At 54.3% G+C, this 26,951-nt stretch carries 22 protein-coding genes; 14 read left to right on the forward strand and 8 right to left on the reverse strand.

What is annotated here, in order from left to right; translation table 11 throughout:
* Positions 1–5 precede the first annotated feature (5 nt).
* From IEV97_RS03325 to IEV97_RS03340, 4 genes are read left to right on the forward strand one after another with little or no spacing between them, the layout of a single operon-like run.
* Complete coding sequence (locus IEV97_RS03325) at positions 6–4,061, forward strand: response regulator (protein ID WP_188500068.1); 4,056 nt, start codon at positions 6–8, stop codon at positions 4,059–4,061.
* Positions 4,051–4,881 carry a CheR family methyltransferase gene (locus tag IEV97_RS03330; protein ID WP_188500069.1) on the forward strand — a complete coding sequence of 277 codons (831 nt, stop codon included), beginning with the start codon at positions 4,051–4,053 and terminating at the stop codon, positions 4,879–4,881. The genes IEV97_RS03325 and IEV97_RS03330 overlap by 11 nt, the downstream gene beginning before the upstream one ends.
* Positions 4,881–5,453 (forward strand): chemotaxis protein CheB, encoded by a 573-nt coding sequence (locus IEV97_RS03335; RefSeq protein WP_188500070.1) that lies wholly within the window; start codon positions 4,881–4,883, stop codon positions 5,451–5,453. The genes IEV97_RS03330 and IEV97_RS03335 overlap by 1 nt, the downstream gene beginning before the upstream one ends.
* Positions 5,443–6,654, forward strand: coding sequence for a sensor histidine kinase (locus tag IEV97_RS03340; RefSeq protein ID WP_188500071.1), 1,212 nt, complete (start codon positions 5,443–5,445; stop codon positions 6,652–6,654). Before IEV97_RS03335 ends, IEV97_RS03340 begins: the two co-directional genes overlap by 11 nt.
* 77 nt (positions 6,655–6,731) lie before the next feature.
* On the opposite strand, the gene IEV97_RS03345 is transcribed toward IEV97_RS03340, so the two are convergent.
* Entirely contained in the window at positions 6,732–8,195 is a 1,464-nt protein-coding gene (locus IEV97_RS03345; protein ID WP_188500072.1) for an aminoacyl-histidine dipeptidase, read from the reverse strand.
* A gap of 988 nt (positions 8,196–9,183) precedes the next feature.
* Between IEV97_RS03345 and IEV97_RS03350 the strand changes: the two genes are divergently transcribed.
* The 4 genes from IEV97_RS03350 to IEV97_RS03365 all read left to right on the forward strand — a co-directional run bounded on the left by IEV97_RS03350 (position 9,184) and on the right by IEV97_RS03365 (position 11,765).
* Complete coding sequence (locus IEV97_RS03350; protein WP_229733766.1) at positions 9,184–10,212, forward strand: phosphatase PAP2 family protein; 1,029 nt, start codon at positions 9,184–9,186, stop codon at positions 10,210–10,212.
* A 96-nt stretch (positions 10,213–10,308) separates the two neighbouring features.
* Positions 10,309–10,734, forward strand: a complete 426-nt coding sequence (locus tag IEV97_RS03355) for an EamA family transporter (protein ID WP_188500073.1) — start codon at positions 10,309–10,311, stop codon at positions 10,732–10,734.
* 3 nt (positions 10,735–10,737) lie between these two features.
* On the forward strand, positions 10,738–11,223 hold the full coding sequence (locus tag IEV97_RS03360; protein ID WP_188500074.1) for a GNAT family N-acetyltransferase: 486 nt from the start codon (positions 10,738–10,740) through the stop codon (positions 11,221–11,223).
* A 29-nt stretch (positions 11,224–11,252) separates the two neighbouring features.
* A complete protein-coding gene (locus IEV97_RS03365; RefSeq protein WP_188500075.1) occupies positions 11,253–11,765 on the forward strand; it encodes a DinB family protein in 513 nt (170 codons plus the stop codon).
* A gap of 72 nt (positions 11,766–11,837) precedes the next feature.
* Here the strand turns inward: IEV97_RS03365 and IEV97_RS03370 are convergent, their stop codons facing one another.
* Positions 11,838–12,653: a nucleotidyltransferase gene (locus tag IEV97_RS03370; RefSeq protein ID WP_188500076.1), complete on the reverse strand. Its 816-nt coding sequence runs from the start codon at positions 12,651–12,653 to the stop codon at positions 11,838–11,840.
* Between the two features lie 237 nt (positions 12,654–12,890).
* Entirely contained in the window at positions 12,891–14,204 is a 1,314-nt protein-coding gene (locus tag IEV97_RS03375) for a glycoside hydrolase family 2 TIM barrel-domain containing protein (RefSeq protein ID WP_229733767.1), read from the reverse strand.
* 224 nt (positions 14,205–14,428) lie between these two features.
* On the opposite strand from IEV97_RS03375, the gene IEV97_RS03380 reads away from it, so the two are divergent.
* Both IEV97_RS03380 and IEV97_RS03385 read left to right on the forward strand, forming a co-directional pair.
* Entirely contained in the window at positions 14,429–16,240 is a 1,812-nt protein-coding gene (locus tag IEV97_RS03380) for a glycosyltransferase (protein WP_188500077.1), read from the forward strand.
* 85 nt (positions 16,241–16,325) lie between these two features.
* Complete coding sequence (locus IEV97_RS03385) at positions 16,326–17,066, forward strand: hypothetical protein (protein ID WP_188500078.1); 741 nt, start codon at positions 16,326–16,328, stop codon at positions 17,064–17,066.
* A 32-nt stretch (positions 17,067–17,098) separates the two neighbouring features.
* Here the strand turns inward: IEV97_RS03385 and IEV97_RS03390 are convergent, their stop codons facing one another.
* Entirely contained in the window at positions 17,099–17,980 is an 882-nt protein-coding gene (locus IEV97_RS03390) for a glycoside hydrolase family 25 protein (RefSeq protein ID WP_188500079.1), read from the reverse strand.
* A gap of 193 nt (positions 17,981–18,173) precedes the next feature.
* On the opposite strand from IEV97_RS03390, the gene IEV97_RS03395 reads away from it, so the two are divergent.
* The gene (locus IEV97_RS03395) at positions 18,174–19,037 is read left to right on the forward strand and encodes a M28 family peptidase (RefSeq protein WP_188500080.1); all 864 of its coding nucleotides are present in this window, start codon (positions 18,174–18,176) and stop codon (positions 19,035–19,037) included.
* A 67-nt stretch (positions 19,038–19,104) separates the two neighbouring features.
* Here IEV97_RS03395 and IEV97_RS03400 read toward each other — a convergent pair whose 3' ends face one another.
* A complete protein-coding gene (locus tag IEV97_RS03400; RefSeq protein ID WP_188500081.1) occupies positions 19,105–20,217 on the reverse strand; it encodes an alanine racemase in 1,113 nt (370 codons plus the stop codon).
* 229 nt (positions 20,218–20,446) lie between these two features.
* Between IEV97_RS03400 and hemN the strand changes: the two genes are divergently transcribed.
* From hemN to IEV97_RS03415, 3 genes are all read left to right on the forward strand, one after another.
* Positions 20,447–21,817, forward strand: a complete 1,371-nt coding sequence (hemN, locus tag IEV97_RS03405; RefSeq protein WP_188500082.1) for an oxygen-independent coproporphyrinogen III oxidase — start codon at positions 20,447–20,449, stop codon at positions 21,815–21,817.
* Positions 21,818–22,089: 272 nt separating this feature from the next.
* Positions 22,090–22,638, forward strand: coding sequence for a CopD family protein (locus IEV97_RS03410; protein WP_188500083.1), 549 nt, complete (start codon positions 22,090–22,092; stop codon positions 22,636–22,638).
* Positions 22,639–22,697: 59 nt separating this feature from the next.
* On the forward strand, positions 22,698–23,357 hold the full coding sequence (locus IEV97_RS03415) for a hypothetical protein (RefSeq protein ID WP_188500084.1): 660 nt from the start codon (positions 22,698–22,700) through the stop codon (positions 23,355–23,357).
* Between the two features lie 534 nt (positions 23,358–23,891).
* Here the strand turns inward: IEV97_RS03415 and rluF are convergent.
* The 3 genes from rluF to ctlX all read right to left on the reverse strand — a co-directional run bounded on the left by rluF (position 23,892) and on the right by ctlX (position 26,906).
* Entirely contained in the window at positions 23,892–24,902 is a 1,011-nt protein-coding gene (gene rluF / locus IEV97_RS03420; RefSeq protein ID WP_188500085.1) for a 23S rRNA pseudouridine(2604) synthase RluF, read from the reverse strand.
* 88 nt (positions 24,903–24,990) lie between these two features.
* A complete protein-coding gene (locus IEV97_RS03425; RefSeq protein WP_188500086.1) occupies positions 24,991–25,902 on the reverse strand; it encodes an AEC family transporter in 912 nt (303 codons plus the stop codon).
* 74 nt (positions 25,903–25,976) lie between these two features.
* Positions 25,977–26,906 (reverse strand): citrulline utilization hydrolase CtlX, encoded by a 930-nt coding sequence (ctlX, locus tag IEV97_RS03430; protein WP_188500087.1) that lies wholly within the window; start codon positions 26,904–26,906, stop codon positions 25,977–25,979.
* Positions 26,907–26,951 lie beyond the last annotated feature (45 nt).

Here is a 26,951-nt window from a genome sequence, read left to right on the forward strand (position 1 = left end):
ACTCGATGAACATTATCCGTAACCTGAAGATCAGGGATAAACTCCTCCTCCTATTAGCTTTGCTCCTCTTCCCGCTCGTTTATTTTGTGGCCACCACCGTGCAGCGCGAGCTCGAAGACAACGAGAAACTGCAAAATGAGGTGGTGCAGTTAAACGAGTCCGAAAAGATCTCCGCCCTGGTGCACTCCTTCCAACGGGAAAGGGCCCGCATCCTGGCCGCCTCTGCCGGCGACTCCGCCTTTATGCTGGATGCCCGCGCCCAACGCGGTCTGACAGATGCGGCCGGACTGGAGTTAACCAATTTCCTGAGCGAGAACAACCGGGCTTTGCCAGCACTCAGCATGCTGGATGACCTTAAAAAATACCGCAGCGAACTCGACAAGGGCACACTCGACGCTGTGGACTTCCGGCGCTATTCTTCTGACTTTATTTTCAGCATGCTGAACCGCATGGATGCCAGCGCCATCGGCATTAACAATGCTGAAATCAGCAAGCAACTGATCAGCTTCAAGAGTCTGTCGGAGGCAAAAATACACCTTGCACGCATGCGTAGCCAGCTCATGAAATCCCTGCAGGAAGGCATCTTCTCGTACCAGGATTATGCACAGCTCATGGCGCAGTACGCGGCGCACAGCGCTGCTCTGGGAGAGTTTTACCGCTATGGCGAAAATGAGGCGGTCAATGTGGTACAGCAGATCGTGGTGTCTGACGAGTACAAGCGCGGGGACGCCATTCTGAAGACATTTCAGGAGAATCCCGAAACAGACCTGAACAGGTTTCAGCCTCTCAAAGTCTATACCCTTTTCACCAACAACATCGAAGCCCTTCGCAAAGCGGAGGTGGCCCTGATAGACCAGATCAGAGTTGGAGTTGAAGCCGAGAGCGAGCGCAAAGAACGCTACCTGCAGGTACTGTTTGCCAGCCTGGCGGCGATCCTGCTACTGGTTGGCTTCCTGTCGTACTACATCATCAGCCTGATCTCCGGCTCGCTTGCCAAGCTCAAAAACGCGGCCGACCGCATCCGGCTGGGTGCCACCGACGTGCAGATCGACATCGACAGTACCGACGAGATTGGCAGCGTGGCAGACTCGTTCAAAGGGGTGGTCAAGAAAACGGTGATACTCTCGGAAGTGACCAAAGCCATTGGCGAGGGACGCTACGACATGGATGTGGAGCCACAGAGCGAAGCAGACACGCTCAGCCTGTCCATCCGCACCATGAAGGAAAACCTGCACTCCTTCACCACCGACAATGCCAACCGCAACTGGGTGCTCACGGGCGTGGCCGAACTCAGCAACCTGATCGGGGGCGAGTCCACACTCGACAACGTCTCCAAACACGCCCTCTCCTACCTCTGCAACTACACCGACTCCGAAGCCGGCGTGCTATACCTACACAACAACACGGGCAAACTGGAGCCTGCCGCCAGCTACGGTCTGCAAAAGAACAAAGCGCAACTGCCTGTTTTTGAAGTCGGAACCGGCACTGTGGGCCAGACCGTGCAGGAGCGCAAGGTAAAGGTGCTGGAGGGCGTGCAGGAAGAATACCTGCGCATCCGCACCGGCCTTTCCGATATCGAACCCGCCACGGTCATCATCATACCGCTCTACTTTGGCAACACCATCGTGGGGGCGCTGGAGCTGGCTTCCCGCACGCCTTACACCGACGTGCAGCGCCGCCTGCTCGACTCCGCCTCCGAGCGTATTTCGGTCCTCATCCATACCCTGAAGGCGCACCTGCAAACTCAGGAGCTGCTTTACGAAACACAAAACCAGGCCGAGGAGCTCGAAACCCAGCAGGAGGAACTGCGCCAGCTCAATGCCGAACTGAAAGCCTCGGAAGAAGAACTGCGCGTGAACCAGGAAGAGCTGCAGGAAAAGAACGCCGAACTTGAAGAAAAAGCACAACTCCTGGAAGAGCAGTACGAGGCACTGGGCGCCAAGAATAAGGCCCTGGAGGATGCCCGTGAAGCGATCGAACTGAAAATACAGCAGGTCGAAACCGTGAGCAAGTACAAAAGCGATTTCCTGGCCAACATGAGCCACGAGCTGCGCACCCCGCTCAACAGTATCCTGATCCTGTCGCGCCTACTGGCTGACAACGCCGAGAACACGCTGTCGACCAAGCAGATCGACCATGCCCACATCATCCACAAGTCGGGCAACGACCTGCTGCGCCTGATCAATGAGATACTGGACCTCTCCAAGATTGAGTCAGGCATGGTGAAGTTGGAAACAGAGGAGCTGCAACTCTCCGATATTTCAATGGAGTCGATGTTCAGGGAACTGGCCGCCAAAAAGCAGATCAACTTCAAAGAGCGCCACCTGCCAGGCGCCTTCGACAGTATCGTGACCGACCGCTTCCGCTTGGAGCAGATCCTGAAAAACTTCATTGGCAATGCCATTAAGTTTACCGACGAGGGCGGCGAAGTAGAGTTCAAGGTATACCCGGTTACCGAGCGTCCTGCCTTCAAATCAGAGCAGTTGCGCGAGTCACAGGAGGTGGTGGCCTTTGCCGTGCGCGACACAGGTATAGGTATAGCACAGGACAAGCAGGAGGTGGTGTTCGAGGCCTTCCAGCAAGCCGACACTTCCACCACCCGCAAATACGGTGGCACGGGTCTGGGCCTTACGATCAGCAAGGAACTCGCAACCCTGCTGGGCGGCGAGCTGATGCTGGAGAGTGAGCCTGGCAAAGGCAGTACCTTCACGCTATACCTGCCGCGCGTGCCGTCAGGGGCTGTAAACGGTTCGGCTATACCTGCGCAGCAGCAGCACCAGGTCCATAGGCCAGTTGCACAGCCTGCCGAGGCCGTCCTATCAGCGGGCCAGCAAAAGAGCCAAAGCATGGGGCAGGTCTTCCGGGACATGGAGCGTGAAGACAAAAAAGACATCTGTGTGCTGATCGTGGAAGACGACAAGGGCTTCAGCGACATCCTGGCTGACTTCGCCAAGGCCAAGAACTTCCGGGTGCACCAGGCCTTTACGGGTCGCGAGGGCCTGCGCATGGCCCTGCAGCACAAACCCGACGCCATGCTCCTCGACATCCAGCTGCCGGATATGAGTGGCTGGGATGTGCTCAAGAAAGTGCGCGAAGACAAAAACCTGCGCCACATCAACGTGCATGTGATGTCGGCCTACGACAAAGAGGTCATCGGGGAGCACGCCGAAAACGAAGAGTACCTGCCGAAACCGGTGACGCTCGAGATGCTCAACAAGGCCTTCGGCTCCATCGTGAACAGGTCTGGTGCGAACATCGAGAACATCCTGATCGTGGAGGACAACGAGATCGAGAACAAAGCCGTGGCCGAACTGCTGCTGGCCCACGGACTCAAGTCTACCTCCGCCTACTCTGCCGAAGAAGCCGAAAAGGTGCTGGCCAAGCAAAAAGTGGACTGCATCATCCTCGACCTCAACCTGCCGGGCATGAAGGGCTACGACTGGATGAAGAAGATCAAGTCGCAGACCAAACTCGGCGACATTCCGATCATCATTTACTCCGGCAAGGACCTGAGCGAAGAGGAAGAGACGAAGCTGAAAGAGTTTGCCAACACGATTATCATCAAAAACGAGTACTCATACCTGCGCCTGCTCGACGAGGTGCAACTCTTCCTGCACAAGGTAAACCAGAAACTGCCGCCGGGCAACGAGTTCAAGATGAAGTTGCACGTGCCCGAGGAAGTGCTGCGCGGCAAGAAGATACTGGTGGTGGACGACGATGTGCGCAACATCTACTCGCTGAGCAGTCTGCTGGAACTGCACGGCATGCAGGTGGTGGCCGCCTATGATGGCAAAGAGGCTCTGGAAAAACTTGACACTGAGACAGGTATAGACATGGTGCTGATGGACGTGATGATGCCGGAAATGGACGGTATAGAAGCGACAAAACGAATCCGGGCGGATTTACGTTTTAAGCAACTGCCGATCATTTCACTCACCGCCAAGGCCATGAAAGAAGACAGAGAAAAGTGCATCGAAGCCGGCGCTTCCGACTATATTCCGAAACCAGTAGATACCGATAAGTTACTGACCCTGATGCGGGTGTGGTTGTATGAAGCCTGATCCGGATGAATTGTTTGAGCTGGAGGTAGAGGCGCTCATCAAGGAAATACACACAGCTTACGGATACGATTTCAGTGGCTATGCCCGGGCCTCGGTGTACCGCCGTATCAGGCGTTTTCTGGGGCAGAAGCACCTGCAGAGCATCGAAGACCTGCGCAAGTTTCTGTTCACGGACAGTTTCTTCTTCGAGAATTTCCTGCAGGAGATCACCGTAAACGTGACGGAGATGTTCCGCGACCCGACTTTCTACAAGTCGCTGCGCGAGAACGTGCTGCCGATCCTTTCCACCTACCCTTTCATCAAGGTATGGGACGCGGGCTGCTCTACCGGCGAGGAGCTCTTTTCGCTGGCGATCCTGCTGGACGAAGAGGGGCTGCTGGGCCGCACCAAGATCTACGCCACCGACATCAACCAGAAGGTGCTGCGGCAGGCAAAAGACGGCATCTTCTCGGCCACAAACATGACAGCCTATACCGCAGCGTACTATGCGGCAGGCGGCAAGCGCGATTTCGCGGAATACTATACCAGCAACTACGGCAGCGTGAAGTTCAACTCGTCGCTCGTCAGGAACGTGGTGTTTTACCCGCACAACCTGGCTACCGACAGCTCGTTCAACGAGTTTCACCTGATCGTGTGCCGCAACGTGCTGATCTACTTTAACCGGGCGCTGCAGGAGCGCGTTTACCAGTTGTTCGACGAGAGTCTGGTGGATTTGGGCTACCTGGCACTGGGTAAAAAAGAAACGCTGGCCATGTCGGGCATCAGCGACAGGTATGACTTTGTAGACAAAAATAACCGCATATACCGCAAAAACTCCTGATGCACGACACTTCCAGACTGATCGTAATTGGTGGCTCCTGGGGCGGCATACAGGCGTCGATGAAAATACTGCAGGCACTTCCCGCCGACTACAGCGTTCCCATCGTGCTCGTGCTGCACCGTTTGCGCAACCAGGAGGGCAGTCTGCAGGAACTCTACGAAAAAAAGCTGCTGCTGAAAGCGGTGGAGATTGATGACAAAGCGCCACTGGAGGCGGGCCACGTCTACATTGCCCCGGCCAACTACCATGTGCTGCTCGAAAAGGACCATACCTTCTCGCTCGACGACTCGGAGCTGGAGAACTACTCGCGCCCCTCCATTGATGTAACTTTTACCAGCGCAGCTGATGTTTTCGGGGAAAATACGGTGGGGATACTACTTAGTGGCGCCAGCAAGGATGGAAGTTCAGGATTAAAGCATATATTTGACAAACGGGGCACTGCCATTGTGCAGCACCCTGGCGAAGCGGAAATTGCTACCATGCCGCTGGCAGCCATCCATAGCACACCCGGCTGTAGTATCCTAAATGTTGAGCGCATACAAGCTTATTTGCTAACCTTACATGGACACTGACCACGATATCTTACCTATTACGACCTTGCCTACTTCTACCCATCCGGTAAAGATACTGCTCGTGGACGACAAGCAGGAAAACCTGGTCAGCCTGGTGAGCCTGCTGTCGGAAGACGGCGACAATACCGAGTACCTGCTTGCCAGTTCAGGCGAAGAGGCCCTGAAGGTAGCTTTGCAGGAAGAGATAGCCCTTATTTTGCTGGATGTGCAGATGCCCGGCATGAACGGTTATGAAGTAGCCCGCTACCTGCGGGATATTTCCAAAACACGCGACATTCCGATCATTTTCGTCACGGCCATCAACCAGCAGGATGTGCATGTGATGGAGGGATTCGAGGCCGGTGCCGTGGACTTTCTGTTCAAACCCCTGCACCCTGCCATCACCAAGGCCAAAGTAGCGGCTTTCGTGCGGTTCTACCTGCAAAAGAAAGAAGTAGAGCTTGCCCACAAACGCACGCAGGAGATCAACCGTGAGCTGGAAGAACGGGTAAAGGCCCGCACCGCCGAACTCACCCGCGTGAACAAAGACCTGGACAACTTCGTCTACACCGCCTCCCACGATCTGAAGGCCCCGATCAACAACATTGAAGGACTGGCCGTTGCGCTAAGAGAGGTATTGAATAACCCGGAGCCGGATCATGGTGAACTGAACATTATCATGCACATGATACAGGATGCCATCGGTCGGTTCAAGCACACGCTGATGGACCTGACAGAAGTGGCCAAGCTGCAGCACCAGGATGAAACGCCCAGCGAAAGCGTACGTTTTGCAGAGTTGATCGATGATGTGACAATGAACATTCAGGACCTGATCCTCAAATACGACGCTACGATCGACACAGACTTTTCTGAGGTGTCGGAAATTGTTTTTTCGCGAAAGAACCTGCGCAGCATTATCTACAACCTCGTATCGAATGCCATCAAGTATAGCTCACCGGAGCGTCAGCCACTGATCGAGGTCAGTACTTACCGCGAAAACGCCTATACTGTGTTCCGTGTAAAGGACAATGGGCTTGGTATAAGATCAGATGACAAGAAGAAGGTATTTGATATGTTCAAGCGCCTGCATGCACACGTAGAGGGTACTGGCGTAGGCCTGGCCATCGTGAAGCGGATCGTGGAGAATTGCGACGGCAAAATAGAGTGCGACAGCGAACAGGGCAAAGGCTCCGAGTTCAGGGTATACCTGAAGGAGGTATAAGAACTCAGCATCCAGGTATAAAAAAGCCCCTTCCGGATAATTCCGAAAGGGGCTTTCCATTTTAGCCAGCGTTAGTGTTACGCCTTGGCAGGTATACGCTTCAGGGTATCCAGCAGGAAATCCCAGTACTTCTGCACGGAGCTGATCTGCACTTTTTCGTCAGGTGAATGGGCACCGCGGATGTTCGGGCCGAACGAGATCATCTCCATTTCCGGATAGTTTGCACCGATGATACCGCACTCCAAACCGGCGTGGCAGGCGTTTACGTGGGCTTCCCCGTTGTACTTCTCTTTGTAGAGGTCGCTCATCAGCTGCACGATGCCGGCACCCGGACGAGGCATCCAGCCTGGATACATCCCGCTCAGTGACACGGAAGCGCCTGCCAACTCAAGGGCGCTTTTAATCCCGGCAGCCAGATCCATTTTCTCGCTGTCTACGGAGCTGCGGGTGAGGCACTGTACGGTCAGTTTGCCGTCCTGCACCAGCACGCGGGCCACGTTGTTGGAGGTCTGCACCAGGTGCTCAATATCCGGACTCATGCGGTATACCCCGTTGTGAGTGGCATAAAGTGCCCGCAACAATTTGGCCTGGTAATCGGCTGGCAGTACCTGTGCCGGGGCCTCTATTTGCTCTACCGCCACAACCAGATTCGGATCGGTCGTAGCGTGCTCGTTTTTGAGGATCGCTGTCAATTCGTTTACAAAATCTTCGAAAGCGGTTGTCTCGCCTGCAGGTATAGCCACTACGGCCACTGACTCGCGCGGAATAGCGTTGCGGAGGCTACCCCCGTCGATGGAGCCGATGCGCAGGCCCACTTTTTCAGCGGCCTGGTGCAGCAAACGGTTCATCAGTTTGTTGGCGTTGCCGCGACCCAGGTAGATGTCCATACCGGAGTGGCCGCCAGTCAGACCTTTGATGCTAACCTTGTAGCCTTTCATGTCGCCGCTTATACCTTCCGGCTGGTACGTGCCGCTGGCATTAATGTCCACACCGCCGGCGCAACCGATGGTCAGTTCGGTGTCGTCTTCGGTGTCGAGGTTGAGCATGATGTCAGCTTCCAGTATCCCGCCTTTCAGGCCAAGGGCACCGGTCATACCCGTCTCTTCGTCTATCGTAAACAGCGCCTCAATAGCCGGGTGCTCGATATCGGTCGAAGCCAGCAAGGTCATGATGGAAGCCACGCCCAGTCCGTTGTCGGCGCCCAGTGTCGTGCCACGGGCCTTCACCCAGTCGCCGTCCACATACATGTCGATGCCCTGCGTGTCGAAATCGAATTCGGTGTCTGCGTTTTTCTGGTGCACCATGTCCACGTGGCTTTGGATCAAGACTGTTTTGCGGTCTTCCATACCCGGTGTGGCGGGTTTCTTGATGATGACGTTGCCGATCTCATCCTTGATAGTTTCCAGGCCGAGTTTCTGACCGAACTCCATCATGAACGCAACGACACGCTCTTCTTTTTTGGATGGCCGCGGCACGGCGTTCAGGTCAGCGAAATTATTCCAGAGGGCTTTCGGCTCGAGTGCTCTTACTTCAGTGCTCATGTATGGTTTTTTATATCTAGTGTTGAAATTATTAACTGTAGTTGCCTGCGGCAATGAGGTGCTAAGGTAATAAGAATATGGGAAAGGTTTTGGTTTGTAAGTGTATCGGTTGTAGGTATAGCAAACAGATTTGCTTTGTAGTCTATGACCACTGGATGGCGCAAGCGTCCTCGCTCGTGTCTTATATGGTGGGGCCTCTGGCCCTAGAATGTAAACTTTGCTTTGTAGCAACTGCCGTTGCAGGTATAGCTACTTGAATTGTTGTATAGCTTCGCCTGTGCGGCGGGCACTTACTTTTTTCCTTGATGAAAAAAGTAAGCAAAAAAATCAAGACGCTCCAAACTCGCTGACCGCTCAAACAGTGGAGCGCCGAAAAGCGCACCGGGCACAGCTATTTGTTTCAAAGCTTCCCTGCGAGTTAGCCTGCTATACCTGTCAGTGGTGTGTGCCACAACACTTATACCTGTGTAGTGGCAGCTACAGAAGTCCCCCTTTGAAGGGGGCAGGGGGATGTTAATCGTGCACCGCTCCTTCCCCTGTTCTGGGGGTAGGGGCCCTCGATAAAAGGGGAAGGCCGGGATGGGGTAATTAACTACAGCACTTATACCTGTAAAGTAGTAGTGGCAGAAACTCCCCTCCTTAGACAAGGAGGGGCAGGGGTGGTTGGATCCGGTACAGCAAGGGAGCCGCAGAAGCCACAATGCTATACCTGACAATTAAGTGGCTGCTGAAAATTCCCCTCTCGGGAGGGGCAGATTATAGTAACTGCCTATTCTCCCTTCAACCAAGATCTTTTCTGGATGACAGATAGAGAAGCCAAAATCCCCATTCGAAGAGGCAGGAAGATGACAATCGTGCACGAGGGAATCCCACCAATCTTCTATTCCCAAAACCTGCTTTAAATTATTTTCCAAAACCCTGCGTCTTTCCGCTCCCCTCCCCGTCATCCTGATGAATTTGAATCAAAAACATCTAAACAATTCATCATATGGAACCGATCTATCAATTCGCAACACCGCAGTCAATCAAAAATCAGAAAGCTGAGCAAAGCAACCAAACGGCAAAGGAACAGCAGCCAGATGCGCAGCATACCTGTAACAAAGCTGCTTGTGAGCGCCAGCATAAAGGGGCCTCTACCCTACTCACGCTCGCCTTGGTCCTGCTCTGCAGCGTGGCCCTGCAAACAGCGGCGCTTGCCCAAACGGCTATGGTGTTTGATGGCGGCAAGAAATCCGCAAAAGAAAATAAGTCGGATGTGGCCATCCGGTCTTTGGATGATATCACCTTTCCAGCTGCAGACTTCAAACGGGGTGCCTACCTGAAATTGCGCACGGTATACCTGCATGTGCCGGTAAGCAAGTTCAAACTGAAGCCTTTTCCGGCCAATAGCTCCGCCGAAACCCGCGCCGAACTCGACTTTTTGCTATACCTGCAAAAGACCCGGAATGCCGAAGCCATCAACCGCACCGAAACCATGGCTGCCGTGTACTACGACCCACTGACCACCAACCCGACCGATGCCGACTATACCCGAAACCTCAACAGCCTTTTCTACATTGGGCGTGACCTGGGTCTATGGTTCAATCCAGAAAAATTACCGGTTACTGCGCAGGTGCTGCAGCACGTGATCCAGGATGCTACTTATTATATCTTCTCGCTCAAAAATGACTACAACCGTCCCAGACCATACCAGTTGGACAGCCGCCTCGAAAACCTCGAAGCACCCGGCCACGCCTCCTACCCGAGCGGACACTCTTCCACTTCGCACGTGCATGCCTACATTCTAGGCCACATCTTCCCGGAGTATCAGGATCACTTCCTGGGTGTTGCCAGTGACATGGCCTTCTCCAGAGAAACACGTGGGGTGCACTACCCAAGCGACTCGGAAGCCGGAAAAGAATTTGCCCGCCAGTTTGTGCACGAGCTGATGAAGAGCCCTAAATTCCGCACTGATCTGGAAGCCATGAAAGCGGAAATAGCACGGGTGAGAGCCGCTAACCAGCTTACAAAGAAGTAAGAGCGATCAGGCAGGCAGGCCGCGAATAAAATCCACCCAAGCGTTAGCGAGAGAACAAAACCTATCGTACTATTGCAGCCTGAAATTAATAGCATAATGGAACCATGGTTAGGATATGCACTCGTTGCCATGCTCACAGGGGGCGTGGCAATGGTGTTTGCGAAGATGGGAATGAATAACAATGCCAACGAGCACCTGGCTTTGGTTATACGCACGGGCGTGCTGTTTATGATGGTGCTCGGGCACGCGCTCTACGCAGGCGGACTCAAAACAGCCCGGCTGATCGACAACAAAACGCTCACTTGGTTCATACTGGCCGGCGCCTGCACTGCCGTCTACTGGATTCTGTACTTCAAAGCCATCAAAACAGCCGATGTGTCGGTGGTGGCGACCATAGACCGGGCAGGTATACTGGTGACGGTGGGTCTCTCCTACTTTCTGCTTAATGAGCCGCTCACCCCGCGCCTGCTGCTCGGTATGGGCGTGATTTTGTGCGGCACCCTGATTCTGATCTGGAAATAAGCAATGATACTACTTGTAGCTATGCGGCCGGAGCATGCCCACGAGGTGCTCCGCATCTACGGCGAGGGCCTGGAGACAGGCTATTCAACTTTCAACACCGAAGTGCCCACCTGGGAGGAATGGGACCGCAACCACCTGCCGCATACCCGTTTGGTGGCCATCGAAAATGACGAAGTGCTGGGCTGGGTGGCGCTGCTGCCTGTTTCTTCCAGAGCATGCTACCGCGGCGTGGCAGAGTTCAGCATCTACATCGCCAACCGTCACCGGGGCAGAGGTATAGCCGACCAGCTGATGCGCGCCATGATCGAAGAGAGCGAATCCAATGGCATCTGGACGCTGCAATCCTCCACCTTTGCCGATAACACCACCAGCCTGCGCCTGCAGGAGCGGCACGGCTTCCGGCAGATCGGCTACCGCGACCGCATTGCCCAGCTGCACGGGGTATGGCGCAATACCATTCTGCTGGAGCGACGAAGCAACTTGTTCTGATCACAATCTTGTATCTTGCTAAAAAACTCATGGAAATCAGCAACATACCTTCTTTTCTGGACTACTACAGCAAGATCCGGCAGCGCACCGAGCGCGTTATCGCCTCTATACCGACCGACCACTACAACTGGACCTACCACAAGGGAAAGTTCACTTTTGCGGATCAGATACGTCACATCGCGGCCATAGAGCGCTACCTGTATGCCGAGACCGTGCTGGGCAGACCCGCTGCCTATACCGGTTGCGGCAAGGAGCTGGCCGATGGTCCGGAGCAGGTGCTGGCGTTTTTCCGGGAAAGGCATCAGGAGAGTCTGGCCATTTTCAGCAGTCTGTCCGACGAGGACCTGCAGCAGAAGATCCAGACGCCCGGAGGCGGCCAAATTACCTGCTGGAAGTGGCTGCGTGCGCTGGTGGAGCACGAAATCCACCACCGGGCACACCTCTATACCTACCTTAGCATACTTGGTGTGCCAACTCCGCCTATTTTTGGGCTTACCTCTGAGCAGGTACAGGAGCAAAGCGCACGGATTTCTAATACCTAGAAAACAAAAAATCGCCAAGCTTGGAGCAATGGCGATTTTACGCAGCCTATACCTGATTGGCAGGTATAGGAATTAGATTGTCCGCATAGTCAGTGCTTTGTAGTCCCATACCGTGATGTCGTGGCCGTATTGGGTTTGGTCGATGTAGGGCCCGCGGCAGATTTTCTCCTTGGGGGTTTCCACATCGTACTGCTCTTTGGCACGCAGCAGCAGCTCGTCCATCAGCCAGCGGGGTATGATGTCGCGGTCGGATGGGTACACGAAGTGGAAGCTCATGAACTGGGCCAGCACCAGTTGCCAGTGCTGCTCGGTATAGGACCAGAGGCGGTTCCAGTCCAGCTTTTCGCCGCAGCGCAGGATGAGGTGGTTGATGTCGGAGCCATCGTAACGCTCCCTGTTCTGCACATACAGTTTGCACCAGATCAGCTCTTCAGGCGGCATGAACTTTACTTTTACACCGTATAGCTCGCCTTCGGTGGCATACTCAAACCAGCGGTCGTCCACCGGGCAGAGGCTGGCGGGGTTGTTATAGATCAGGTCCATCAGGTGATCCTCCTTTTTGGCTTTGGCCAGCCAGCGGGGATCAGTCATTTCGGTATCGTAGCCACCCTCGGCGAAGGTCTTGAGAATGCGGGGGCACTCTCCTACTTTGCAGAAAACATCGAGGTCCTTGGTGGCTCTGTTGATGCCGGTGTATTTATCCAGGGCCAGTCCGCCGCCTACCAGAAATTTTGCTTCGCTTTTTACCAGCAGGCTCAGCGCCTCCTTGTAAAAGTCTTCCGCCTCCAGCTTTTTTGGGGACTTCTGTCCGTTTTTGGCCACTGTTCCGATTGCTTTTCCGGAAGTTTCGGCCTTCTTTATTTTTGTATTATTCAGTTGCTTGCTCATGTATTCATTCAGGCTCTAGGGTCATTGAAATGTTCAGCAGGAGACAGCATGGCCTGAAGACTGCCACTATCGGAAACAGTCTAAATTGTACTACTCCAAACTCTAAAACTGAGGTAAGTGGTTTACTGCTGAAGCGCCAAATTGGTTGTAGCGCTTACTAAATAAAGATTAACACAGGACAAGACATTGAAAAAAGCCTAAAAACCAACCAAATAGTTTAACCAGACAATGATTGACCTAATAAAAATCCAAAGCTGAACTAAAGGTGTTGCCTGCCTTTACATAAAACGGAAAGTTCGCGGTGGCCACGTTCCCCTGGCCATCATACACATAGGCATACAGCCGGTAAGCGCCGTCCTGCTGTGGGGCTTTCAGCGTGACGCTGTTGCCTGCCGCCTGCTGGATCACATGAGGTATAACGTCTGGCTTTTGCTCTTTGATGGCGTTGCCGTCTTCGCTCACGGTCTCGGGCAGCAGCTCCCATTCAACCCGCAGACTATCACCGTCGGCATCGGTCGCAAACACAGCGGCCGTGGACAGTTCGCCGGGCTGCAGGTATACCTGGTCTAATGGGAAGATGCCTTTGAGTGACAGGTAAGCAATATGCGGCGCCCGGTTGAAGTCGCGCTTTCCGCTCCAGATTTCCCGCATCACCTGCGCCATTTCGGTTTCCTCGCCGGTCTCGGTCATGATGCTGAACCAGGTTGGAGTCGTCTCGTACTTGTAGCCCCAGATAAAAGCATAGGCACCCAGGCAGCGGTCAGGATCGGCCAGCACGGTACTCTCATACCTCTCACGGGCAAAGGAGGCTTTCTCCGAGCTGGTCTGCTCGATGGGTGCATACCACCAAGTGGTCCTGGTTTCCCAATAGCCCCGCCCCCCGAACTCGGCTATAACATAGGGACCATCCCAGTCCGTGTCGCGCAATTCGGTTGGCAGGTCATGCAAAGCGCCAAATGAGTTGATGGACAGGATGTCGATGGCCGGGCAGCGGCGGCGGATCAGGTTCACCACCTGTTTTGGTACGTTCATCACCGTGGTCGTGGTGGGGTGATTGGGGTCGATTTCGTGAATCATTTCGGCCACGCCATTCACGGCATCCCATACCTTCACGTTTGACCCTTCGGCGTACAGCTCGTTGCCCACCACCCACATCAGCAGAGCAGGGTGGTCTTTGTATTTGAGTACTTCCGCACGCAGACGCTCTTTCTGGGCGGCCACGTCGTCTTTGTCGTAGTAGTTGAAGCCCTCCCGCTCCCGCTCCATCCAAAGTCCCAGCATCACGCTCAGGCCTTGCTGATGCGCCTCGTCCAGAATGCGCTGGGTGTCCTCATCCGTGTGCCATACCCGTATGGAATTGCCCCCATAGGCCGCCACTTTGTCGAAATGCTCATATCCTGCGGCTCCCTTTATAAAGTAGGGTTCGCCATTGCGGTACAGGGTATACTTGTCACCTTCTTTCACCACCTCTACCGTGCGGCCTTGTTTGGCATATTGCTGATTATCAGATGCTCTGAATGAACAAGCGCTGACCAGGAGTAAGCAAAACAATAAAATTGTACTCTTACTGGTAAGATAAACCGTACTGTGGGTGAACATAAGTTAGGTATAGCGGGGATATGTGTGATAAAATTCAGGGTAAAGCATTAGAACTTTTGAGGCTAATACGAGTATAAACCTCAGATGTTATTGTGCCAGGTAACCCCGATTCATACAAAACAGCACTTGCATGATAATTAAGCCACCCCTAAGATAATACACGACCCCTTTTACTGATGTATAACATTCCTGCCAGTAATCCGAAAGTGCAGCAAGCTTCTATTCCCGGCGTTACCCCGAAACAGAAAGACATCCTGACAATCCGGTTGATGATCGTGATGGGCCTCATCACGATGGCACTTTTTCTTTACTGGTTCATCGACAAAGACCATATCGGCTACCTGCCGCTCTACATCATGCTGACGACTGCGCTGGGTTTCAAACTTCTGCGCACCCTGCATGAGTGGTACCACTACTTTGATGTGAGCGTGCCGGTCAAGCCCAAACTACGCACCAAGTTTAAGGTCGATGTGCTCACCACGTTCTGCCCCGGCGAGCCCTACGACATGATCATCAACACGCTGGAGGCCATTCAGCGCATCCGCTACCCGCACACCACCTACCTTTGCGACGAGGCCGATGACCCATTCCTTAGAAAAGAATGCGCGCGTCTGGGCGTGATCCATGTTACCCGTACCCAGAAGATCAACGCCAAAGCCGGCAACATCAACAATGCCCTGAAGCAGGCCACCGGCGACATCTGCCTGGTGCTGGACCCGGACCACGTGCCCGTGCCGGAGTTTCTGGATGAGGTGCTCCCTTACTTTGAAGACCCGGAAATAGGTTATGTGCAGTGCGTGCAGGCCTATTATAACCAGAAGGAAAGCCTGGTGGCCTATGGTGCCGCCGAGCAGACTTACAATTTCTACGGACCGATGATGATGGGCATGAATGCCCACGGCACCGCCCAGGCCATCGGCGCCAACTGCACCTTCCGCCGCAGCGCCCTCGACAGCATTGGCGGGCATGCCGCCGGACTGGCCGAGGACATGCACACCGCCATGCAACTGCACGCCAAGGGCTGGAAATCCGTCTACGTACCCAAGATCCTGAACCGTGGCCTGGTGCCCGGCACCCTTTCGGCTTACTACAAACAGCAGGTAAAGTGGAGCCGCGGCACGTTTGAACTGCTCTTCACGGTATACCCGAGGCTGTTCAGGCACTTCACCTGGCGGCAACGCATTCACTACGGCACGCTTCCGTTCTACTACCTCTTCGGGGTGTTCAACCTGATCGATTTCCTGATTCCTTCGCTGGCCCTGATCATGGCAGAGTTTCCGTGGTATGTGTCGCTGGGTGAGTTTTTGATCATGTTCACGCCTTTCTTTCTGATCTCCATCGCTATCCGGCAGTATGCGCAGCGCTGGTACCACGAGAAAAACGAGAAGGGCTTTCACCTGTTCGGCGGCATTTTGCGCACCGGCACCTGGTGGATCTTCCTGCTGGGGCTCATCTACTCCATTTTCCGGGTGAAGGTGCCTTATATTCCAACGCCCAAGGACGACAAGCCAAAGAACAACTGGCTGCTGAGCCTGCCTAACATCGCAATGATCGGGCTGATGCTCGGGGCCATTGCCTACAGCCAGCACCTGTACGGGCACCTCTATACCAACCCGTATGTGCAGATGATGGCGATGTTCTCGCTGGTGAACATCGGTATACTGGGTTCGGTGGTGGTGATCGGACAGGAGAAATTCATTCAGTGGGTGCGCCACAATGTGTTGCACGCCAGCGCCCTGCAGCCTGTGTTGCAGCCGCTCCGGCTGGCCATCTGGCGTACGCGCCACAGCTTCTACGACGGTATCCGGTACGTGGCCATTGTCATCACCATGGTGTCGGTGGCTGTCTCGACCAGTTTCCTGCTGTTTGGCTACAAGCCGTATAGCACCTCCCAGCGGCAGGACAAGCCACTCGTACAAAAGCCGGTCAAATCAGCCGCCCGAACCCACACGATCCTTCCCGCCAACCTGCTGAACACCCCTCAGTAAGTCCGGGTAGAAAATGCCCAACAGTTGACGTTCGCTCCCGTTTATAAGTATAGTGTATTGATGTAAAACGCTAAAACTTATAACTATGAACAGACACTCATCAGACCGGGATTACGACCGCCACGAAGGAGGTTTCCATACCCACCGCTCAGAGCGCTACCGTCATCCGGAGCAGGACAGAAGCTATCGTTTTGACGATTACGGCTCCGCTGCGCACGGAGGCTATGGCAACGAAAGCTACCAGGGCACCTGGGGCAACCAGGGCAATGAGCGGGGTGGCTCGCGCAACTATTCTAACCCAAACATCACCGACAGCAACACCTACAGCACCTCCCGCAACTACGGCAGCATGGGCAGCTACGGTGGTGCCCAGGGCTTCGGCGACATCAGGGGCGGCCGCCACGATTCGAGTCACCCCTTCGACAGCGGCATGGGCTCTCAGCACAGGTATAGCGGTGAAGGCAGAGGATCGATGGGCAACCGCGGCTACCGCGAGGAAGGCCGTGACTACAGCCGCCACAACCGCTATGGCGCCGACCGCGAGGATCTTTATGGACACGAGGTGTCACGCCGTTTTGAGGGACGTGGCGGGCAGGAGCGCTACGACTTTGAGCGCGACGACTACTACAGCTCCAACTATGGCGACGACCAGGGCAACTACATGGGCAGTGGGTATAACCGCCAATCGCGCAGCCGGTATGGCGAAGGCGACTACGGATCGAGCGGCTACCTGCAGTCACGCAACCAAAGCAGCAGTGACCGCGACCGCCAGAACCGCCCACGTGAATTCAACACGGCCCAGAACCGCTGGAATACCGATTGGTAAACAGGTATAGCAAAAAACAGCGAAGGCGCAGCTTATCGTTGCGCCTTTGCTGTTTTTGCGGGCTCTGAGGGTTGTATACACAGCTTCAGGATGTCCTTTTTAGTACCGTAAAAGATGTTGCAGTCCACGGGTCCCCTTATACCCTCGATCACGCCTCGGTCGGTGTGCTGCCAGAACGAGAGCAGGGCCCGGTCGGTGCGCTGCATTTGCAACTCTTTCACGTTGTAGTGCGCAATCCAGAGGGTGTATTCGTCAAAGAAGCCCTCCAGGTAATCCTTGTAGAAGCTGTAGCCGGTATAGATGATCGGCTTGACGCCATAGGCCCGCTCTACGTGCACGAGCCACTCCTTGATATCGCCCCGGAAGTGGTTGAGCGGTTGCTTGCCTCGCACCTCCACATCCAGCACGGGCGGCAGGTCGCCGGGCTGCAGCACCACCGTCTGGATGAAGTTGCGGGCCTGCTCCTCAGGCGACACGTTTGGCCGGTAAAAATGGTAGGCTCCCCGGATAATGCCCACTTCCTGCGTTCCCTCCCAGTTGCGTTCGTAGTGGCTGTCTTTCAGCTTCACGCCTTCGGTGGCTTTGAGGAAGGCAAAAGATACATCGTTGTCACGCACCTTCTCCCAGTTGATCTTGCGCTGGTACTTGGACACGTCTATACCTAGTATGGTATTGCCGAGCGGACTATGCCCCTCGGGCCAGATGGGCTGTTCCTTTTCCCGAAAGAACTCCACATAGAGCACCAGCAAACCGATAGCTGCCACTACTCCCACCCCGATCCAAAACGGCAGTTTGGACTGCTTCTTCTTCCCTTTTTTCCGCTTAGGCGCAGCACGCGGCGCCTTCGGGGCCTGCGTGGCCTTCCTGGGCGTCTTGATGGGCTTTAGCGGTGCGGGCGTTTTAACGGTGCTCATGGTTTGCTGCGGGGAAGGCAAAGATATGCCTTTCACGCAAATGGAAGGTATAGGTCTGGTTAAAAAAGATTGGCAGCAAAGGCGGCTATACCTGTGAGCGGGTTCGGGGGTTCTGTAGACCACCATCCTGCCCGTTAGTAGCAAAACAGATCCAGCCAATACCGTAAAAGGAAGTCTACAAGAAAGTGAGGGTATGGAAAACAGCAAAGAGCGACTTTATCACGATGTGGAGCGGCTGACAGGTATAGAACCAGCACGAAACTACCTAAACCTGGAGGCATTGGAGGAGGCAGTCCGGTACATCAAAGGCGAATTGGAGAAGCTGGATTGTGAAGTGCAGGAGCAGCCCTTTAAAGTCGACAATAAGACCTACAAAAACATGGTGGCCCTGTTTAAGGGAAAAAGCAGTGCCGAGCGCATTGTGGTGGGAGCGCATTATGACGTATGCGGGGACCAACCCGGCGCCGATGACAACGCCAGCGGTGTGGCCGGCCTGCTCGAAACTGCCCGGCTCCTGCACCAGCACAAGCCACCGCTACAGTATGACATCGAACTGGTCGCCTACTGTCTGGAGGAGCCGCCCTTCTTTGCCAGTGAGGACATGGGCAGCGCCGTGCACGCCCGAAAACTGCACGAACAGAAAGTAAAGGTACGGGCCATGATCTGCTATGAAATGATCGGTTATTTTTCGGATGAACCCCATTCGCAGAAGTTTCCAGACCCGGAACTGGCCAGGCACTACCCGCATACAGGCAATTTTATAGTGGTGGTCGGCAAAACAGGGCAGGAAGCCTATACCCAACAAGTGCGCGACCTCATGCGCCAGCATACGGATATCGATGTGCAATCGGTAAATCTGCCGGCCAGTTTTGGGCTGGTGGGTCTCTCCGACCACCGCAACTACTGGAAATACGACATCAACGCCATCATGATCAACGACTCGTCCTTCCTGCGCAACCCGCACTACCACCAGCCCAGCGACACCATCGACACACTTGATTTTGACAAGATGGCAGCAGTGGTGGCAGGCGTATATGGGGCGCTCATCCGCCTGTAAAAGACCGGTGCTTGTTAGCTAAATTCCGTCAGACACCGGCCACAGGTATAGTCGTCTTCAGGCTAACCTATACCTGCCCTATACCTGACAGATGCTCCAGTCGCTTGCCATCCAGGGTCGTGTAGCTCCCCATCACATCTGCTGTCAGGCAGGAGTGAACGGGCAGAATTCCCATCAAGTCACCGATCTCATACCTGTCGAAGAGCGTTTTGCTGGCGCGTATGGTGCCGTGCTCCTGCGACAGCGAGACCACTTCTATACCTTCCAGCGGCTCCGACCAACCGTCCTCACTCAATTCCACCACACGCCCGAAAATCTGCGAACCGCCGGCCCCCACCAGGCTGTCTTTGGAGAAATGCACACTGCCCCCGTGCACGATGATCTCGTGGCGTTCCGGGTGCTTGGCGATGACCGGGCAGGCCATGCACACTGCTATCTGATTGAAATCGCAGGAGCCGATGTGCTGCTGCGTGAGGTCATAGAACACATAATTGCCCGGCCTGATCTCGTCTACGCCGGTAATGGTATGCAAAATGCTGCAGGAAGGCGTGTCGCCGATGGATACTTTCAGTTCCGGGAAGCGGACCTTATACCTGTCACGCACCAGGTTCAGGAGGAAAACGGTGGTATGGTGAATGGTGCGGATGGCATCCGCATCGGTTTGTTTGTAGGTATGGCCGTCGTGGGCGAGCACGCCTGTGAAATGCAGCTTGTCGCTTTGTTCCAGCAGTGCCACAATGGCGTCGAGTTGCTCGTGGCTGTGCGGCAGAATGCCCGTGCGGTGGTAGCCGGTGTCGAGCTTGAGCCAAAGATTGACCGGATGCTGCAAAGCTTCTGCCAGCGCCTGCACCGTTTCGATGTTGACGGCCACCAGATGTAGCTGTACTTTGCCCGCCAGTTCGTTCACCAGCGCCATGTCCCGGATATTCACAGGTATAGCCACCAGGATGTCGGTCCAGCCGTGGGCGGCAAAGTAGCGGGCCATCTTAAGCGACGACACCGTGATGCCGGTGGCGCCCCGCTCCCGGAACCACTCGCCTACCTGCGCCGACTGGTGCGTTTTGAAATGCGGACGTAGCCGGATGTGGTTGCGGGCCGCTTTGTCGGCCATCATGGCGATGTTCCGGCGGCATTTTTCTTCGTCGAGTAAGAGCGTGGTTTGGGTAATATGATCGAGCATAATAGTAGGACTTAACAGGTATAACGGGCAGGGTTGGAGCAGGTATAGCTCCTGGATTCTTCATCCCGAAATTTATTTTTCATGACAAATATCACCCTTTTCCCTGTCCTAAATTTCAGAAAAAACGCGCTGACTGACAAATATCATTTCCTGGGCGGTCAGGTTGCCCGACCTTTGTAACCGTAATGGAGCAGACGTCTGCTTCGGTATAGAATTAAAAAGAGTAAATATGAATACTGCTGTCACCCCTGCTGAACTACTGGCCAAGTACGACGTACCGTCGCCACGCTATACCAGCTACCCTACCGTGCCGTTCTGGGATGAAAAACCCCTGACCGAAGAACGTTGGAAGAGCCATGTGCAGCAGGCTTTCCGCAAGACAAACAGCAAAGAAGGCATCAGCCTATACCTGCACCTGCCCTTCTGTGAGAAACTGTGCACCTACTGCGGCTGCAACAAGCGCATCACCAAAAACCACGCAGTAGAGTCGCCCTACCTGGAGGCCCTGCTCAAAGAATGGGACCAGTACCTGGCGCTCTTCGACGAGAAACCACGCATTACCGAGCTGCACCTGGGCGGTGGCACCCCGACCTTTTTCAGCGCGGCCAACCTCAAAAACCTGTTGGAGCGTCTGCTGGAAAAGACCGAAACAACGCCGGATGCGGCCTTCAGCATCGAGGTGCACCCCAACGCGACGAATCGCGAGCAGTTGCAGGTGCTCTACGACCTGGGCTTCCGCAGACTGAGCGTCGGCATACAGGACTTCGACCCCTATGTGCAGTTGATCATCAACCGCATCCAGACGTTTGAAAAGACAAAAGAGATTTTTGACATAGCCCGCGAGATCGGCTATACCTCCATCAACGGCGACATCATTTACGGGCTGCCACACCAGACAGCCAAGAGCGTGCGCATGACCATCGAGAAAGTGAAAGAGCTGCGCCCGGAGCGGATCGCCTTCTACAGTTACGCCCACGTGCCCTGGAAGAGCAAAGGCCAGCGCCGCTATTCTGAGGCCGACCTACCCGCGCCAGAAGTGAAACGCGGATTGTACGAACTGGGCAGAGCCATGCTGGAAGAGGCCGGCTACATCGAGACAGGTATGGACCACTTCGCGCTGCCGGAAGACGAGCTTTGCATTGCATCTGCCAACGGCACCCTGCACCGCAATTTCATGGGCTATACCCCACGCCACACCGAGCTGCTGATCGGCCTGGGCTGCTCCAGCATCTCTGACACTGGTACAGCTTTTATGCAGAACATCAAAGAAGTGGAAGCCTACGAAGAAGCGGTACACACCGGTCACCTGCCGATCCTGAAAGGCCATGAACTGACTGGTGAGGACATGCTGTTGCGTACCCACATCCAGAACCTGATGTGCCGCGACTACACCAGCTGGGACCCAGAGGAACTGCCTTACTTTGTAGATGCCCTCATGCGCCTGCAGCCGCTTGCCGACGATGGCCTGGTAGAGTACAGCAACCACGACATACAGGTACTGCCGGCTGGCAAGCCCTTCCTGCGCAACATCGCCATGTGCCTGGATTCCCGCCTGTGGGCCAGCAAATTAACCGTGCCAATTTTCAGTAAGTCTGTTTAAGGTGAGAGGATTGATTTAGTAATTATTCAGACTGAAGAACAAAGTCCGGGTACCGCAAGGTATGCCGGGCTTTTGTTTTATTCGGAGATAGGGATAGGTATAGCAACTGTGCTGTAGCATCGCTGGCTTCTCGCCTGTGCTTCGGGCTCCTGCTTTTTTTCTTGATGGGTGTAGAGGCTCTCTTAAATCCTGAAAATCCTTTGTCCAGGGGCCTTGTGTAAAGATTCAGCCATTGTTTTCCTTACCTTTGCCTAAACAGCCCCCACTAGCATATGCCTTACTTATACCTGAAAGCGCTGCACATCATCTTTGTGGTTACCTGGTTTGCAGGCCTGTTCTATATCGTGCGCCTGTTCATCTATTTTGCGGAAGCGGCGGAAAAACCGGAACCAGAGCGTAGTATTCTGCAGAACCAGTTCCGAATCATGCAGAAGCGCCTGTGGTACGGCATCACCTGGCCATCGGCTATCCTGACTCTGATCCTCGGCACCAGCATTGTCATCACGCTTGGTTTGTATGACCCATTTCCAGGCTGGCTTATCTGGAAGATCGTTTTTGTGGTGTGCCTCTATGTGTACCATTTTCTCTGTCACAGCATCTTCAAGCAACAGCAAAACGGCATCATTCGCTATAGCTCCACCCAACTGCGCATCTGGAACGAGGTGGCCACGGTTTTCCTGATCGCCATTGTGTTTCTGGTGGTGCTCAAAAGTGCGCTGAGCATGGTGTGGGGTATTATGGGACTGTTGCTGTTCTCGGCCCTGCTGATGCTGGCCATCCGTATTTACAAACGCAGCCGCGAGGCGAAGCAGACGCGCTAATCAGCGCAACAATTCGTGCTTTGCCGCGGATTTCGTAACTTTGAACAAATAGAAGCCCCATGAAACAAGCCGCCCTGAAGCCCAACGAGAGAGAACTGATTAAACTGATACGCTTTTTTAGCAAGCGTGCTGCCAAGCTGATGGAGGAAGGCGAGCTTAGCGCGGAGCATTCCCAACTGACTGCTGCCTGCCAGAACCTGGAGACCCAGCTGATGACGCATGCCACCAACCGCAGCGCCATCATGGACAAGCGGGAGCGCCTGCTCAACATCATCGAAGACAATGCCCAGTGCCCCAAGTGCAGCAAAGCCGACATGCTGAAGCGCACCGGTTCCACTACTAACGAGTACAGCTGGAAATGCAATACCTACAAGTGCCGTCGCTGCAACACAGGCTTCACCTGGAACCGCCCCAATAACCCCTGGGACATGGTCGAGTTTCTGGAAATGTACATCGGGCAGCTGCAACTGGCCATGGCCGCCGAGCAAAACCAGGAGGTGATCAACCATACCGAAGACGCTGTGGTTCAGATGAAAGAAAGCCTGAACCGTTTGCGCCCAGTGCTGCAAACATCAGACGAAGAGGTGGACGCCCTGCAGCAGAAGGAAAAGGAAATGGACAAGCTGATCCACCAGTTCAAAACCTACTTGCAGATAGAGAAGATCAAGCTGAACGCTTACCCGGAAGAGGAAGCCGAAGAAGAGGAAGATAATCAATAAGATCTTCGATTAAAGAATTTCAAAGGTATAGCGAGTTCAAAATCGCAAAATCAGGTATAGTAGCATTCGCTATACAAATGCCGTCAACTTAAGGAATCAACTCCTTTTTTGTTATCTCGACAGGATGAAGATATCTGGATTCTGTAAGCAAGATGGCAATAAGTCAGATTTCTCACGCTGTTCGGAAAGACAGGAAAATGTCACTAAAGTTGATTTGGATATATTTATCCGAATCGACTTTAGAGGGCCTCTACCCCCAACTGCTGCGGGTCTCCAGACCCGCGTGTGCCGGTATACGGGGATTAGGAAATCCCCATCAGCCCACTTTCGGATTGATAAATCCGAAAGAGCAACTGCTTAATATGACAGTACTCGGGGTAGGAGCTCTTCTTAGTTATCGTAAAAACCACAAGTGAATCTATACCTGTTTGAAGGGTTTATTACTCGTAAACCAGGTAGGTTAAAATAGAAAATCCGGTGCGGCAGGCAATTCCTATACCTGTTGCACCGGATTTTTCGCTATTAGCTTATTGTTTAGCGTCTCTTTCGTCCGCCGCCTTTAGCTGCCGGGGCGTTTCGGCTGGCTCCCCTGGAACCTGCACTGCTCTTCCCTCCAGCTTTTTTGGCGCCAGGCCCTTTCGAAGCACCGCGTTGGCCTCTGCCGCCTTTGGCATCACTTGCTCCGAAACCGCTTTTTTTGCCTGCACCACCCTCTTTGCGGGGTGGTCGGTTGCCTGTTGGTGATTTCTTGCGGGTTGGTGGTGAGGATTGCGATTGACTAGTTGCTGCCTTCTTTTTGCTCACGGACCCTTCTTCGGTTTTCGCAGAGTCGGCCACCTGGCTTTGGATTTCAGCAATTTCTTCGTCGGTGAGTTCGCGCCACTGGCCGAGCGGGAGTTTGGCCAGGGTGATGTTCATGATGCGGATGCGCTGCAGGGTCTGCACTTCGTAGCCCAGCGTCTCGGTCATGCGGCGGATCTGGCGGTTCATGCCCTGCGTGAGGATAATTCGGAACTTGTTCGGCCCCAACTGCTCTACAAAGCACTTTTTCGTGTTCACCCCCAGAATCGAGACGCCACTGCTCATCTTCCGCACAAAATCCTCGTTTATCGGCTTGTCCACCGTCACGATGTATTCCTTCTCGTGCTTGTTGCCGGCACGAAGGATCTTGTTCACGATGTCGCCGTCGTTGGTCAGGAAGATCAGCCCCTCGGAGTCTTTGTCGAGGCGACCGATCGGGAAGATGCGCTCCGGGTAATTGACGAACCGGATGATGTTGTCGCGCTGCGAAAGGTCGGTGGTGGTTTCGATGCCAGCCGGTTTGTTGAGCGCCAGGTATACGGGCGCCACCTGGTTCCATTGCAGCGTCTTCCCATCCACCTGTATTTTGTCATTGCCCTTAATCCTGGCCCCGACCTCAGGCAATTTGCCATTCACCAGCACCCTTCCCTGCTCTATCAGTTTGTCGGCTTCGCGGCGCGAGCAAATGCCTGCGTCGCTGATGAATTTATTCAGGCGAATGCCCTCAGCTGTGTGTTGTGTCATAATATTGATGGGTCCAGGTATAGCCGGACCCTGTATGTATACCTTGTAAAATAACGAGAAATCTTCAGGAATAGCTAACCTTGTCTGCCTACAGCCCCTGCACCAGCAGGTACCAGACCGCCAGCGTGATGAAGGAGAGCGGTATACCGAAGCCTACCATCATGGAGGCCAACCGGGGTTTAAGTCCGTAGGAAATGGCCACGATGGAGGCCGTGATCATGGGTGCCATACCTGCCTCGAGGACGCTAACCTGCACCACTGGCCCGCGCATACCCAGCACCAGCACATAGAGCACATAGATCAGCAATGGGGCCAGAATCAGTTGAAAAGCAAGCCCCAGGAACAGGAAGCGCCAATGCTTGCTCTTACGCTCGATGCGCAGCTGCATACCCACGCTCACCAGCGCCAGGGGCGTCACAGTGCTTCCCAGTCGGTTGAAGACATCCTTCAGATCGTCCGTAAAATGAAGGTTAGCCACGTTCATGGCGAAAGCGATCACAAACACGATGAAAGGCGGAAAAGTAAGAATTTTGAGTCCGATGGCTTTAAAGTCCGGTTGTCCTTTGGAGAAGTAAGCGGCCAAGGCTATACCCAGCGTCGACACGACCACAAAAGTGCCGGGCAGATCGACGAGGATGGCCGTCTGCAGCCCTTCCTTGCCATACAGGGCTTCAATGATCGGGAAGCCAACGAAAGACGTATTGCCCAGGCCGGCTGTCAGGATCAGGCAGCCGATCAGCTTTTTGGACCAGCCGTAGATGCGGCCTAAGGTATAGAAAAACACCGCCGCCGCTGCAAAACAGATCCAGGCCACACCCACCGGCAACAGGACGGTGCTATCGAGTTCTACCTCAGGTATAGCATAGAGCGCCAGCGCAGGCAGCGAAATATAGATGATGAACTGGTTGAGCACGACCGGCGAAGAACTCGGAAAGGCCGGTACCCGCCGCAGCAGCACTCCTATAATCAGGCACAGAAAAAGTAAGATGATACTGCTCATGCAGGCTCAGGTCTAGATGAAACCGCAAAGCTAGGTATACGGTGGCAGGTATCAGGTATAGCGCGCCGGAAAAATTATCGCTTCCTGAACAGTTCTGCGATCATGCACCGGATACTGCCACCACCGGCTTTTTCAATCATGTGAATGGGCAGGTATAGGATGTGCTCATTATGGGCCTGCATCTGCTCCAACTGCTGCGGCGTCAGGCTTTCGTAGGCCGCTTTTGACATGACCAGGATGCGTTCCCCCTGCTGATTTTCGACCTGCAGCATGTTGCCGGCAAAGTGCTGGTAGGTCTGCTCTTTGCTGATCTCAATGATCTCCTTTCCGTTATCAGTCAGGCTAGTCCGTAGCTTTTCACGGTCCTGTTCGTCCACTGTGTCCAGGGCCACCACGGCAAAGGTATCGCCCACGCACATCATCACGTTGGTGTGGTAGATCAGTTCTCCTGCCGCACCATAGGCCTTGAATGTAACCGCCTGGTAGCCCAGTTTGTCGCAAAACTGCTGCAGTACGTCCGCATTGGTGCGTGGAGACACTGCGGCGTAGGCAATCTTGTTGACCCTATCGAGTACCATACTGCCCGTCCCTTCCAGGAAAACAGGTGTTTCCTGATCTTCAAAGAACTCCAGCCTAACGTGCTCCCCGCAGCGGCAGGCCTCTTTGATCTGCTCCAGCACTTGCTGGCGACGCTCATTACGTCTGCTGGGAGAGGCCATCGGGTACGTTACCAGTTGTCCCTCGGCATGGGTAGAGAACCAGTTATTCGGAAACACAGAATCGGGTGTACCTGCATTTTCAGGGTCACGCATGGTGATCACTTCCACCCCCAGGTTACGCAATTCGGCCACCGCATTCCTGAACTCGAGCAGCGCGATATCCTGCACCTGACCGGGTGTAAAATCCTGCAGCTCCCGCTGGAAACTGTTGGTCGCAGCCGCTTCGGGGTTAAAGCCAAAGCCTGTCGGCTCGATCATCAGGATGGTGGGGGTGGTTTGTTTCATGGTAAGTTATATGTTTCAAATATAGTTTGTTTTCGGGAAAGGTAA

Origin of the sequence: Pontibacter amylolyticus, assembly GCF_014638845.1 — a bacterium.
Classification (GTDB): Bacteria; Bacteroidota; Bacteroidia; order Cytophagales; family Hymenobacteraceae; genus Pontibacter; species Pontibacter amylolyticus.

Excerpts from the sequence above, each read along its gene's own strand:
- IEV97_RS03340 (WP_188500071.1), top strand. The coding sequence starts at position 5,443 with ATGGACACTGACCACGATATCTTACCTATTACGACCTTGCCTACTTCT.
- IEV97_RS03425 (WP_188500086.1), bottom strand. The coding sequence starts at position 25,902 with ATGAGCAGTATCATCTTACTTTTTCTGTGCCTGATTATAGGAGTGCTG.
- ctlX (WP_188500087.1), bottom strand. The coding sequence starts at position 26,906 with ATGAAACAAACCACCCCCACCATCCTGATGATCGAGCCGACAGGCTTT.
- IEV97_RS03365 (WP_188500075.1), top strand. The coding sequence starts at position 11,253 with ATGGAAATCAGCAACATACCTTCTTTTCTGGACTACTACAGCAAGATC.
- IEV97_RS03385 (WP_188500078.1), top strand. The coding sequence starts at position 16,326 with ATGAACAGACACTCATCAGACCGGGATTACGACCGCCACGAAGGAGGT.
- IEV97_RS03370 (WP_188500076.1), bottom strand. The coding sequence starts at position 12,653 with ATGAGCAAGCAACTGAATAATACAAAAATAAAGAAGGCCGAAACTTCC.
- rluF (WP_188500085.1), bottom strand. The coding sequence starts at position 24,902 with ATGACACAACACACAGCTGAGGGCATTCGCCTGAATAAATTCATCAGC.
- IEV97_RS03330 (WP_188500069.1), top strand. The coding sequence starts at position 4,051 with ATGAAGCCTGATCCGGATGAATTGTTTGAGCTGGAGGTAGAGGCGCTC.
- hemN (WP_188500082.1), top strand. The coding sequence starts at position 20,447 with ATGAATACTGCTGTCACCCCTGCTGAACTACTGGCCAAGTACGACGTA.
- IEV97_RS03325 (WP_188500068.1), top strand. The coding sequence starts at position 6 with ATGAACATTATCCGTAACCTGAAGATCAGGGATAAACTCCTCCTCCTA.
- IEV97_RS03395 (WP_188500080.1), top strand. The coding sequence starts at position 18,174 with ATGGAAAACAGCAAAGAGCGACTTTATCACGATGTGGAGCGGCTGACA.
- IEV97_RS03410 (WP_188500083.1), top strand. The coding sequence starts at position 22,090 with ATGCCTTACTTATACCTGAAAGCGCTGCACATCATCTTTGTGGTTACC.
- IEV97_RS03360 (WP_188500074.1), top strand. The coding sequence starts at position 10,738 with ATGATACTACTTGTAGCTATGCGGCCGGAGCATGCCCACGAGGTGCTC.
- IEV97_RS03335 (WP_188500070.1), top strand. The coding sequence starts at position 4,881 with ATGCACGACACTTCCAGACTGATCGTAATTGGTGGCTCCTGGGGCGGC.
- IEV97_RS03415 (WP_188500084.1), top strand. The coding sequence starts at position 22,698 with ATGAAACAAGCCGCCCTGAAGCCCAACGAGAGAGAACTGATTAAACTG.
- IEV97_RS03345 (WP_188500072.1), bottom strand. The coding sequence starts at position 8,195 with ATGAGCACTGAAGTAAGAGCACTCGAGCCGAAAGCCCTCTGGAATAAT.
- IEV97_RS03355 (WP_188500073.1), top strand. The coding sequence starts at position 10,309 with ATGGAACCATGGTTAGGATATGCACTCGTTGCCATGCTCACAGGGGGC.
- IEV97_RS03380 (WP_188500077.1), top strand. The coding sequence starts at position 14,429 with ATGTATAACATTCCTGCCAGTAATCCGAAAGTGCAGCAAGCTTCTATT.
- IEV97_RS03350 (WP_229733766.1), top strand. The coding sequence starts at position 9,184 with ATGGAACCGATCTATCAATTCGCAACACCGCAGTCAATCAAAAATCAG.
- IEV97_RS03400 (WP_188500081.1), bottom strand. The coding sequence starts at position 20,217 with ATGCTCGATCATATTACCCAAACCACGCTCTTACTCGACGAAGAAAAA.
- IEV97_RS03390 (WP_188500079.1), bottom strand. The coding sequence starts at position 17,980 with ATGAGCACCGTTAAAACGCCCGCACCGCTAAAGCCCATCAAGACGCCC.